Origin of the sequence: Paenibacillus sp. SAFN-054 (assembly GCF_051966755.1) — a bacterium.
GTDB lineage: Bacteria > Bacillota > Bacilli > Paenibacillales > Paenibacillaceae > Paenibacillus_AQ.
This window is the reverse complement of the sequence record NZ_JBQCKS010000001.1, coordinates 1,275,221-1,287,440: the sequence shown is the minus strand read 5'-3', so window position 1 is coordinate 1,287,440 and position 12,220 is coordinate 1,275,221. Positions and strand designations below refer to the sequence as shown.

Genomic DNA, 12,220 nt, shown 5'->3' with positions numbered 1-12,220 from the left:
TCTGTCTTCTTTCCGGGAACGGAAGGGGACAGATCTTTTTTTTGCTTATGAAGTTGGCTAGTCCAGCACATTCATGGAAGCGATATGGTCTCTTGTTTCCTTCGTACCGATGTCGTACAGCATTTGGTAAATGTCTTTTACATCGCGTTCATACAGATCGTTATCGTTGTCGTAATGCTCGGGAATGCCGGGATAGTGCATGCGGAAATAGGTTTCCATATCGAAATGATACATGGAGCCGAACAGATCGCGAAGCTGCTGAATCTCTTCCGGCGTAGCTTTGACGACCAGTTCATACGGGGCCTCATCCTGGCGTTCTGAAATGTATCTGGATTGTACCGATATATAGTACGTCTTTTTATCCAACAACGAACACTCCTAACGATTTAAGTTAATCCTTTGACCTCGAGATACCACCAGACCAATCCGCCGATGACGACTAGGATCGGAAAGACTAGATAGAGGATGACGATGGGATTGGCGAGCAATGGATGCTTGGCGACCGTGGGACTGATATGATCGTATCTTTGTTTTTGTTGTTTGCGCATGATGGACACGGACATGTATAGCGAGATTGCGCAGGCGATTACAGCAATGGCGATCAATACTGTATACATCAATTTGATTTCTCCCCTGTCATCGTTTTGATTAATTCATATGATTTACGTAATCGGCAAAAATATTCATATCCGGCGATGAATACAGCGGCAGTTCATTTAAAGGCGTTTTGTTGTTATATATAGTAACGATTAGAGAGCCATTGTGCTGTAAACGACCAATTTCATTTGATTAATTCATATATAGGACGTATTATATATTGATTAATGCTTTTATATGACGTATTATACAGACAGTAATATTGCATCGGAGAGGAGGAATTTCTTATTAAGCTGACTTCTCGGCAATTGGAAATTCTGGATATCGTAAAAAAGCATGCTCCCATTACGAGCGAACAAATTGCTGAAATGCTGAATCTGACCCGCCCAACCATCCGTTCGGATTTGTCGATCCTGGTAAGCCTCGATTATATCGATGCGAAGCCGAAAGTAGGTTATTTTCCGGGAACGCGCAAGGCCAGTAGTGAAGAGGATAAACAGAGCCTGCTCGAAATGAAGGTTGGCGACATTCATGGCGTGCCGGTCATTGTCCGCGAAACGACGACCATCCATGATGCGGTGGTGACCTTGTTTCTCGAAAACGTGGGCCATCTGATCGTGACGGACGAGGAAGGCAAGCTTGTGGGTATTGTGTCACGCAAAGACATGCTGAAGGTCACCCTCGGCAATGCTGCAGCGTCTGCGATGCCTGTAAGTTTTATCATGACACGCAGAGCCAACGTGGTGACGGTATCACCCGAGGATTCGGTCCTCGAGGCGGCACGGAAGATTATATCGCATCAAATCGACAGTTTGCCGGTTGTAGTGCCGGCGCCCTCCGGTAATGAGGGTGACGTGAATGTGGTCGGAAGAATCTCCAAAACCAATATCATCAGAAAATTACTTGAGATGCTAGCAGAGGATTAATGGGAGGAATGGGATGAAACAGGCATCAAATCGTGTGATAGCCATTTGCTCGGACGCCATTGGTGAAACGGCAGAAGCGGTTGCGCTGGCGACGCTTCGGCAGTTTGAGTTAACAAACACGGAAATTAAACGGATTATGAATGTTCGGCATGAAGATGAAATTACGCGTCTCATGGAGGAAGTGGCGAGTCGCGGAGGCATGGTCATTTATACGATCGTGCAGCCGGAGCTGCGGGAAGCGATCAAGGAGGAGGCCATTCGGCTGGGCGTCCGCACAGTCGATATCATGGGACCGATGATGCAAGCTGTCATCGATACGTTCAATGATACCCCTAAGCGGCTGCCGGGACTGCTCCACAGACTGGATGAAGATTATTTCCGGCGGATCGAAGCCATAGAATTCGCAGTCAATAACGATGACGGCAAAGATGTCGGAGCGATCCTTAAAGCAGATATAATCCTGCTTGGCGTGTCACGGGTATCCAAGACGCCGCTGTCGATCTTCCTCGCGCATAAAGGCAAAAAGGTCGTCAATTATCCGGTCGTGCCCGAGCTGACGCCCCCGGCTCAATTGCGGGAGGTTAGGAACGGGAAAATCTTCGGCCTGACCATAGATGCGCAGCAGCTGGTCAAGATTCGTTACGAACGGCTCAAGGCGCTTGGACTCCCGGTGGAGAACCATTACGCTTCGCTGGAACGGGTGAAGTCGGAGCTGAATTACGCGCACTCCTTATACGAATCGTTGGGTTGTCCGGTGATCGATGTCACGGATAAAGCGATTGAGGAAACGGCCTGCCTTATCATGCAGTATTTTTAATTATCGGTAGAGAGATCAATAGGTAGCATAAATGATTATAAATGGAGGGAAATAAGAAATGGAACATCATATAGCTTTGGAGTTGGTACGTATTACGGAAAAAGCCGCTATGGAGTCGGCCCGCTGGACGGGAAGAGGCGATAAAAACAGCGCAGACCAGGCCGCAACGACGGCAATCCGGAGAGAATTAAACTCCGTAGCTATAGATGGAACGGTCGTCATCGGGGAAGGTGAAATGGACGAAGCCCCGATGCTGTACATCGGCGAGAAGGTCGGCAACCGCCGAGGTCCCAAAATCGATATCGCCGTCGATCCCCTGGAGGGTACGGAAACGGTCGCAGCGGGTCTCAATGATGCCATCTCGGTAATCGCTGCCGCACCGGAGGGCAATCTGCTGCATGCTCCGGATATCTACATGGAGAAGCTGGCTGTCGGACCTGCGCTTGCCGGGCATCTATCCTTGAACGATCCGATCGAAACGACGCTCGCCAAAGCATCCAGCATTTTGAATAAACCATTGTCCGATATGACGGTGTCGATTCTGGACAGGGAACGTCACCAGGCACAGATCGCTGCGCTTCGCCAAGCCGGAGTCCGGATTAAACTGCTGAGTCATGGCGACGTGATGGGTGCGATCGATGCAGCATCGGATAGCGATGTAGATATGTACATTGGATCAGGCGGCGCTCCCGAGGGCGTATTGGCTGCAGCGGCTCTCCAGTGCATGGGTGGTGAAATGCAGGGACGCTTGCTGCCGGACGGAATCGAAGAATTCGAACGCTGTAAGCGGATGGGTATACAGGATCCGCATCAGCTGCTTCGAATGGAAGATATGGTCGGTCGTGATGGGGTACTGTTCGTCGCGACCGGCGTAACATCCGGTGACTTCCTCAGTGGTGTACGAATCCTGCCGAATCATAAAGCGGAAACCCATTCGGTGATCATGCATTCCCGAAATCAACTGATCAGCTTCCTCCGTACCATTCATAAAATGCCGATCACAAGAGAAATTATAACCGAAGCGGCAATGTAACTCATATAAATGTGTGCGTATTCCCATAACAGATTACCCAGGTAAACCGAAGGACCAATTCCGAAGAACTCTCCGATCAGACGGAGAGTTCTTTTGGTTCTATGCGCATACGCGCATGTTTGCAGGCACAACGTATGGAACAACATATGTCTTTGGAAATTGACAATTGCTTCACATTTAGTTCTAACGTCCGCTTTTCGTTCGTATGAAACAGTATCAGTATTCTTATTCACGTTTCCCTTTTTCATTTGTGATGTCTAAGCTGCTCACATTACATGGTAAGGAAGTGAAAAGGGCTTATGGTAAAAACTCATCGGACGAAATATCTATGGAACGCTAAAGTTTGTCGGTCCCTTGGAGCCATTGCTGCGGTTTCTCTTCTCCTGCTGACGTTCATGCCTCCATCACCTGCACGCGCGTTCTCGCAAATTACCATTCAGAACCCGGATGCTAACGCTCCTCTTGAACCTGGGATCGTACATGTTACTGGAACGTTCAGCGGTGTTTACGACATTGCATTAGCGGTTAACGGAGAATTATGGGTGGAAGCCCGAATGGAAGACCCGGATGCCGACGGTACAGGTACATGGTCGACGGATGTTGACTTAACCTCGTATGACGGGCCTGTGGAGATCATTGCAAGAGGAGTGGACAGCGTTACCCGATATGCAGCCTGGTCGCCGTTTCTGAATCTTGAAGTCAATAATCCAGCTGCCAACACACCCGTGGTGCGAATCAATAGTCCATCGGAACAGGAAACATGGTATGGAGTAGTCCCGGTTAAGGTTGAGGTATCCGCCAAGAATGACATTGCAGCGGTAGAGGTAAGGATCAATGGAGGCGCGTGGCAGGAAGCAGGCCCATCGGACGGCACGTATACATTCATATGGGATACAAAGCCTTATGGTGGTAGAATCTGCAGCCTGGAAGCCCGTGCTCGGGACGTGAACGGCAACACCGGATTCAGCCGGTCATTGTATGCCAGGGTCGTGAAGAAACCAGGTGTAACGCCCGAATCTGGCATGACATCGGAAGAGATTCCAGCTCAGGATCTGACGGATTCCATGTCAGCAAATACAGAACAAGGAATGGATATTAAAACAGACCTGCAGGAATCTAATAATCAAGGCCGGGCCATCTGGATTTGGGAGAATGAATCCTATCCGCTCGTGTTGAATCCGGGTTCCCGGACCGTGCTGGATGCGATGGCTTCCGATACAGAGACGTTTGGCCAGGACTTGATCAAGACCTTCTACTTAGCGGTTGGAAGGTATAACGGGATTCGAATGCTGGAGGATAAGCGGCCGGAAGTGCGGGATTTCATCGATTGGGCTCATAAACGGGGATACCGTGTGCAGGCTTTGATCGCTGGTGGAACCATGCCTCCTTATTTTGGAGCCTATTCCCGTTATGAAACGCAGGCCTTATCCGAATTTGAGCAGATTTTGAACTATAATCTGTCCTCTAAACCTAAAGAGCGATTCGATGCCGTGAATATCGATACCGAGCCGTACAGTTTGCCCGATTTCAAGAGCGGTAAGCCGTCCGTCCAGGTGCAATACCTTGACATGCTTAAGAAGCTGATGGAACGTAAACAGGCTTCAGGACTGACTTTACAAGTCGGGGCCGCGATTCCGCGCTGGTACGATTCCTCCATAGACGCCAGCGAAATCCCTTGGAACGGAACGGTGAAATGGCTGTCGCAGCATATCCAGGATACAGTCGATTATATCTCAATCATGGATTACCGCGACCAGGCAGAGGGCGGAGCGGGAATAATCCAGCAGGCTCTCGGAGAAATGGAATATGCGAATACGATCGGGAAGCCGCATTCGGTTCTTATCGGCGTAGAAACGAAAGATATAGCAGACGGAGGAGATCCGGAAACAATCACCTTTAACGATGAGGGGCGGCTGTACATGGAGGCAGAGCTGGATAAGGTGTCTGAAGCTTTCGCCGGCAATACTGCTTTCGGCGGAATAGCACTTCATCATTACACTACGGTCCGGTCGCTGCCCTCCAAATGGGGACCGGGTGCGGTACGGTGGTTTCCAGGAAATGACGTCGATGCGCCATCTTCTGTTACCGGTACGCCGCAGGCAGAAGCTATTGACTATCAGCGTATCGATGTGTCTTATGGCCCTGCTTCGGATAATGCATCCATTGAAGAGTATCATATATATCGGGGCCTTGAGGGTTCCTTTGCGGCGGATGCCACTCATCTTGCAGGGATCTCCCAGAACCTGAAATTTCGGGATACGGGTCTGCTTCCGGGAACGACCTATGTGTATAAAATAACGGCTGTGGACACCTCCGGCAACGAAGGTCCTCCAAGTGATCCGATCGAGGCGGCGACGCAATATACCGATCTGAAGCCCATGGTCGTGACGCAAATGCAGCTCGGTTATGGGGAGGGTAAGGCTACGGTTACCCTGCAAATCGCCGACTTGGATTCCGGTGAAGGCATCGCAGCTGCCGTATCCGGAAGATTCACGCACATGGCCGGCAAATACGTCAATGGTTCCGCCACCTCTGCGGGAAGCTACAGCGCGAGCTCTGAAGCGATCGCAACGCTCTCAGGGGAAATCGGATTTCTACCGAGAAGAATCACGGCTCCGGGCTACTACTGGGCTCAAGCATATGACGCCGTGCATGCTCCATCAGTACGTTGGGGAGATTGAAGGACGTTTTATATATAAAGGATTATTAGTCCTGCCATGGAAGTTCGTGGCGGGATTTGTTTGGTTCGATCATTGTAAAGAGCACTGGGGATGACGAATTGGATTTAAAGTTTACATAATAAATTATATGTTATCTCTGGATTCAGCAAAACAATGGATGGATAGATATGAAGAGGAGTTGGATTTATTAATTACGGAATGTTCGAATGATTATTCCATCAATGAATGCCTTGATGGCAGCCTTATTTATAAAAATGATTAACGGGGGAGTCTGAATTTCCGGCTACGCGGATATTATGTCTACAGAATAGACATTACCAAAGTTTTAACAGCCATGACATTTGGGAAGCGGGAACAGAATAATGTTTGAAACACATATAGGTAAGTAAATAATGAATGCGATGAATAAAGATAACAAAACCCGCTCCTTTTCTAGTTAAAAGGGGCGGGTTTTTATTTAAAACCTGTGATTGCATTGAAAGTAGCCTTTTTTTAATTGACTTTAACCAATACGGTGTCGCCGAATACTTCTACGGCATCGGGAATTACAAGTTTATTGCCTTCAATGGTAATGTCGAACACATAACTTGAATCATCCAGGCGCGTATTTTTATAGCCTGAAGGAAGTTCTACTGTCCATTTCTCATACTGTAGCTTCAAACGCGAGTTACTGCTAAAAGAATATGTACCCGAAAATTCATTGTAATCTTTTTTGCCAAGGTAATGTCCCTTTGTAAATGTGCCGTCCTGAAAAAACTCAATGCGCACATTCGGTTTAGTAGCAACTTTCCATCTACCGATAATGAGACTGCTTGGGTCAGACTTAGAACTTGGAGCCGGTATGCTCAATTCATTACTTGTGCTTGGTGGATCCGGCGTTGGCTGCACCTTATTAGGTTTTGATGATGACGATGACACGGATTCAGAAGGCTCGAGTTGATTAGATGTTGGTACAACATTAGAAGGCTCTGGTTGCATAGACGATGGAACCGCAGCTGGATCCGGAGATGGTTCCAATGACTTCTGTTCTACAGTGGTATCCACGTTATTATGGGTCACTGGAGGAGATGCCAAAGTGTTTGATCTGTTATTCATTACTATGATATCCGGATCGACCAGTTTGATGTATAGGACTGCCCCTATGAGTACCACAGCGAATATTGATAAACAGATGGTAAAAAGCTTTAAGAATTTCATTTGACACCTCAATATATGTGTAATTTTATCCAAAATAACACATTAAATATTATCATTCGAGAATTAAATGTTCAAGATAAATAACAATTCGTTCCAGATCACAACATTATAATTACGTAAAATAATAATTTGACGAATAAATAATAGATATATTATTATACTATTATAAGGAGGGTTCCGATTATGGATAAAAGCATAAAATCACATTACATGAATAGGATTGACGATAAATTAACCGGGTTACCTTGGTACGTCACTGAATACATAGATAGCCGCAAACGCAAATTATCGCATACGACGCTCCTGAATTATTGTCACGATTACATTATCTTTTTTGATTGGCTCGTTTCGGAGAAATTTTCGGCAACAACCCGTAAAGAAGTTTCATTAAGCGCATTAGAAAGTTTAACGGTTCGTGAGGTTGAGAACTTTTTGTCGTTTTTGGAATATCAACTTGGCAATACCAAATACACGATTAACCGCAAGCTGTCTGCGTTAAAATCACTGTTTGATTATTTGCAGAATAAAGCGGAAACTTCGGATTTAAAGCCATATATCCTGCGTAATGTCATGGCCAAAATCGAATTTAACTCTGTTAAAGAAACCCAGGAAACGATCGCTAACCGCATTGAAGGCAAAATACTCCGTGAAGACGATTTTGAATTATTCCGACAATTTGTCGCGCATGATTATGGGGTGCTGAATCAATCCAACCTTAGAATATTTCGTTTTCATGAATTTAATCGTGAACGGGATACGGCGATTGTATCATTGATCCTGGGATCCGGACTAAGATTATCTGAAGTCGCAGGAATCAACGTTGAAGATTTGGATGTGAATAAAGGTTTGGTTCGTGTATTGCGTAAAGGCAATAAAGAGCAATATGTTTATTTTAGCCAACAAGCATTGCTTGATTTAGAAAATTACCTGAAGATCAGAGAAACGCGTTACGAAGCGGAAAAATCCGAAAATTATTTGTTTATAGCAGCGCCAATCGGTCGTAAAGGAAAAAGCCGGCGGTTAACACCAAGATCAATTGAGAAGTTAATTGAAAAGTACGCTGCAGCTTTTGGAAAGCCGGCGTTGACGGTGCATTCCTTAAGACACTCTTTTGCGACACGGTACCACCTGGAGAATAACGATGTACCGCGATTAAAAAATCAATTGGGGCATTCATCGATACAGACGACCATGATTTATACACACTTAACAGATGAAGAGATGAGAAATGCAGTGAACAATATGGACCGGTAAAACCGCGCGGTTATGCGGTTTTCTTCATACATAATCACAAAACTCGTATTTTGTACATATGTACTTCACATAGTATGACGAAAATACCTGATACTCTCGTAACCCTTGATAACTAACTCTCTTTGTACGGGATAAAGCCCTAGAATTGTATGTGCTATATCATAAATGAAGTATCCAAACCCGCATCTTCCGAAATCGATCGGACGAGGCTCTCCATGATGAAATATTATATTTCCTTGATGAAGATCACCATGAATAAGCCCATAACTATTTCTATCTTTATGACGCATGGACATCCATGCGGATATTTGCTCAGCGGCTGATAAATATAATTGGAATTCAGCATCATTCAAGAAGCGATTATAATATTTCGTTAAACGAGTAATCGCTAGCCTAAAGCTATGCTCATCCCAAGTAGGGCGTTTGAAGTTTGAAGTCAGCTCAACATTCTGTGATGCTTGATGGAGTTTTGCCAAGAGAACTCCCTCTCTAAATATCTGATTATCCGTAAGGCCCCCTTTGTCATGCTCTCCCTCTACCCACCTCATTAATGAAGCATTACATTGGTAACCATTTTCTAGATCTATTTTTGTCGTTCTTGAACCATGACGATTCAAAATACCCTTTGGAATAACAACATCAATTTTGTTATGAAGTGAATCTAGCAAGAATAATTCAGAATCTATCTCATCGCCACTCGTTTCAACGTGGATTCGAAGTAATAAGGTTTCACTCTTACTTGTTTCAAGAACAAAAGTGCATGTATCTGAGAGTTGATTAAACCGAATCCGATCCCAATCTATATCATAATGTTGAATCGCCTTCAAAGCTGCTTGCTTATATTGCATAATTGCTTTCTCAATACCTTCATCCGATATAAATACCATTGCCATCCCCCTTAAATCACCATAATTCATTCTAGCGTTAGTATATAGGGAATATTACAGCATGAATATGGAGAGTATTCGTCTATACATTCATTACATAAGACAACCGACTAGGACTACAAAATTGGATGAAGCAATTGGTGAACATGTATCCGATTCAAACGTACTTTGTAGAGATTTATGGCGGATAGTTATCATTGCCCTATTTTCAAAAAAAGCTCGTATTGGTTTTATCCAATACGAGCCTTTATTATGCCTGTTTTGTATAAACGATCTTCTTTATGCTATCATGGGATAGGCAGTAGGAACTTGCGAGCTTTTCCACATTCTCACCTTGCTGGAAAAGCTTCCGAATCTCTGCATTTCGGTTCACAAGAAATTCACGTTGCCCTGAATCATGTCCCCACTTTTTTCTAGATCCTTTGGGTGCGGGAATATATAAAGTCTTACCTTGGATATAACATTGTACTTCACGAAGTAATTTTTCTGGTAAAATCTCATCAGCTGAAATATATTTCATTGGCTCTGCCCCTTCATCTCATATCGATGGAAAGATGCAAAGCCTATATGACAAACGGTTCCTTGTCATTGATTCCTTGTTATGCGGTTAGATTAATAGGCTCCATGAAAACAACCGCACTAATGTCATATAGACTTTGCATGGAGCGAGTCTTCAACCCGTGCATCGGTAAAGATTCACGAAGTATAGTTTTACGAACATACCTCATATCGATATCCCTCTCTTCAGATGATATATACTTTATTATCATTAGTTCTGTATTATGATGATGAATTCCTTTATTTCTCTGTTTTAGGCTACTACGCGTTCGAGCCTCATGTCTTTTACCTCATATCCGTAAATCTGGGCCCTATAACGTCTAGTGTTATAAGTCAATTATCGTTCCCGTTAGCTTAATGATGCCTCATTTTACGGTTATAATTTCTCTACTGAACACTCATGGTTTAGATGAGCTGCTGTTTTTTTAATATAACCGGGCAAACAGGATTATGTTCTGTTTCTTCCGTTCAATTAATTTTAGTCTTACTCACCTACCATACCGTCACCATCACGATCATCCATGTATTTGTACAACCAATGTTATATTTAGGTTAAGTAAGTTAAACTGTTGAAATTAAAAGGACCACACATATTAGATATGTCTAAGATGTATGGTCCAATTTTATTTTCTTCAACTAAAGTTTCCCGTTAGCTTAATCCTGTTGTGTGATTATCAGCTTGAATTTTTGACGACTACCGCCTTCAGGACCATTCGGAATCGGTTCTATTTGAGGTACAAATCCGAATTTTTGATATAACCGTCTTGCAGGCTGCCCATCCGGGATATCATTACCAAAAGTAGTAACTGATATTTCAGCTGGGACATTAACATCTTTCAGTACATGTTTCAATAGTTTAGTTGCTATGCCTTTATTTCTCGCTCGAGAGGAAACAGCTAACCATCCGATCTTGTAGCTTGGTGAATCTACTGACGAGAATAATATTCCACCGAGTAAGCAAGATCCTGGAGCTCCATCGTATTCCCTAACACAGAATGCACTGCCTTGGTTAATATTTTTCTCTATTGCACGAATAAATTTTGGATCGCTTACCATAGGACCAAATAAGAATTCTACTTCAGCAGCCAATTCCAACCATCTGTTCAAATCATCTTTTGTAGCATTCACAACGTTCATAATAAGCCCCTTCGAAAGAATGAATATTTTCTACCTAATTGTACCATATGTTGGAATTATACTGCCCGTTGGTTGAGAAAAGGAAGCCGATCACAAGAAGTCGGCTGCCTTCAGCTACCATTGTTGAGCTATACTGCCCGTTAGCCTAACGAAAAAGGAGTAGCTGCCAACCGGCGGACTGCTCCATGCTATTTTGAATTAACGTTTCCCGTTAGTCCAACTTTTCGTCTTCGTAAGTATAATAAACCCATCAACTGCAATTTACTTTATTTATTATCCAATCAAGTAACATCTGACTCCCTTTTTGCATCGTATCTGAGCCATTGATAATCATATCTGCGTACCATCGAGTGGGTTCAACATAAATATCATGTCGGTACCTTACCAAATCAAATTAGTTTTTCCATCTCTCGAAGATTTCGCCTAACGTTCTTGTATCTACGAACCCGAGAGGCTTAAGGCGCGTAAGCGCCGGGTCCTACGGACTTAGCCTCGCAGGGTTGTGAGCCGATTTCGCTTCTAAGCTATCCATCTTGTGAACCAAGGGCGTAGCCCGCAGTGTAGATACGTTGTTATCGGATGTTGAGGCCATCTTCGACTTTACTAAATTACTGCCTTTCTAAAGAATTCTGATAATCTTATACTAACTTGAACCGTCTGAAAATCATCATGATAAATTCTATATACGCTCGGATCATCTGAACTTTATTGAATATTAATGAACAGTGGATCTCCACTTCCATGAGAGCAACTTGCAACAAATAAATATCCATTTGCATCATGCTTATTCCAGGTTCAAACTCAAATGATTCCTGAATAACTGACTTTATATCCCCCCAAATCACAAAAGAAATGCCATCATAATCCTCTTCTGGTTCATCTTCTTGAAATCCAAACTCTGAATCTATAATTGAATGATTGAGATACAGATCGAAATACCAGTCGGGTAAATTGAAGTCTAATCTTCTTTGTAATTCTTGTAGCTCGACTCTATTTGCTCTTCTACCCTCATACACTGGATATTTTTCTTTAATCCTTTTTAATAGGTTTTCCGATTCTATAAGTATGTTATGATTCAAGAAAATCACCTTCTTTTATTAATCCGCTGCCTCAATTTCCTATAACGTTATTGT

12 protein-coding genes are annotated in these 12,220 nt (G+C 43.9%); 5 read left to right on the top strand and 7 right to left on the bottom strand.

Annotated elements, in window-relative coordinates; translation table 11 throughout:
* Window positions 1–57: 57 nt before the first annotated feature.
* Both ACTHPM_RS06070 and ACTHPM_RS06065 read right to left on the bottom strand, forming a co-directional pair.
* Entirely contained in the window at window positions 58–366 is a 309-nt protein-coding gene (locus tag ACTHPM_RS06070) for a hypothetical protein (protein ID WP_440394298.1), read from the bottom strand.
* Window positions 367–386: 20 nt separating this feature from the next.
* Window positions 387–617 carry a hypothetical protein gene (locus ACTHPM_RS06065; RefSeq protein WP_440394297.1) on the bottom strand — a complete coding sequence of 77 codons (231 nt, stop codon included), beginning with the start codon at window positions 615–617 and terminating at the stop codon, window positions 387–389.
* A gap of 288 nt (window positions 618–905) precedes the next feature.
* On the opposite strand from ACTHPM_RS06065, the gene ACTHPM_RS06060 reads away from it, so the two are divergent.
* From ACTHPM_RS06060 to ACTHPM_RS06045, 4 genes are all read left to right on the top strand, one after another.
* Window positions 906–1,523: a helix-turn-helix transcriptional regulator gene (locus tag ACTHPM_RS06060; RefSeq protein WP_440394296.1), complete on the top strand. Its 618-nt coding sequence runs from the start codon at window positions 906–908 to the stop codon at window positions 1,521–1,523.
* 13 nt (window positions 1,524–1,536) lie between these two features.
* Entirely contained in the window at window positions 1,537–2,340 is an 804-nt protein-coding gene (locus ACTHPM_RS06055) for a pyruvate, water dikinase regulatory protein (protein WP_440394295.1), read from the top strand.
* A 58-nt stretch (window positions 2,341–2,398) separates the two neighbouring features.
* Window positions 2,399–3,373 (top strand): class II fructose-bisphosphatase, encoded by a 975-nt coding sequence (gene glpX, locus ACTHPM_RS06050; protein ID WP_440394294.1) that lies wholly within the window; start codon window positions 2,399–2,401, stop codon window positions 3,371–3,373.
* Window positions 3,374–3,672: 299 nt separating this feature from the next.
* Entirely contained in the window at window positions 3,673–6,054 is a 2,382-nt protein-coding gene (locus ACTHPM_RS06045; RefSeq protein WP_440421471.1) for an Ig-like domain-containing protein, read from the top strand.
* 492 nt (window positions 6,055–6,546) lie between these two features.
* Here the strand turns inward: ACTHPM_RS06045 and ACTHPM_RS06040 are convergent, their stop codons facing one another.
* Complete coding sequence (locus ACTHPM_RS06040) at window positions 6,547–7,149, bottom strand: hypothetical protein (protein ID WP_440421470.1); 603 nt, start codon at window positions 7,147–7,149, stop codon at window positions 6,547–6,549.
* Window positions 7,150–7,434: 285 nt separating this feature from the next.
* Between ACTHPM_RS06040 and xerS the strand changes: the two genes are divergently transcribed.
* Window positions 7,435–8,505 (top strand): tyrosine recombinase XerS, encoded by a 1,071-nt coding sequence (xerS, locus tag ACTHPM_RS06035; RefSeq protein ID WP_440394291.1) that lies wholly within the window; start codon window positions 7,435–7,437, stop codon window positions 8,503–8,505.
* Between the two features lie 65 nt (window positions 8,506–8,570).
* Here xerS and ACTHPM_RS06030 read toward each other — a convergent pair whose 3' ends face one another.
* The 4 genes from ACTHPM_RS06030 to ACTHPM_RS06015 all read right to left on the bottom strand — a co-directional run bounded on the left by ACTHPM_RS06030 (window position 8,571) and on the right by ACTHPM_RS06015 (window position 12,166).
* A complete protein-coding gene (locus ACTHPM_RS06030) occupies window positions 8,571–9,392 on the bottom strand; it encodes a phosphotransferase enzyme family protein (protein WP_440394290.1) in 822 nt (273 codons plus the stop codon).
* 250 nt (window positions 9,393–9,642) lie between these two features.
* Window positions 9,643–9,912, bottom strand: a complete 270-nt coding sequence (locus ACTHPM_RS06025) for a CD3324 family protein (RefSeq protein ID WP_440394289.1) — start codon at window positions 9,910–9,912, stop codon at window positions 9,643–9,645.
* Between the two features lie 692 nt (window positions 9,913–10,604).
* Window positions 10,605–11,087 (bottom strand): GNAT family N-acetyltransferase, encoded by a 483-nt coding sequence (locus ACTHPM_RS06020; RefSeq protein ID WP_440394288.1) that lies wholly within the window; start codon window positions 11,085–11,087, stop codon window positions 10,605–10,607.
* A 638-nt stretch (window positions 11,088–11,725) separates the two neighbouring features.
* Window positions 11,726–12,166 carry a hypothetical protein gene (locus tag ACTHPM_RS06015; RefSeq protein WP_440394287.1) on the bottom strand — a complete coding sequence of 147 codons (441 nt, stop codon included), beginning with the start codon at window positions 12,164–12,166 and terminating at the stop codon, window positions 11,726–11,728.
* Window positions 12,167–12,220: the final 54 nt, after the last annotated feature.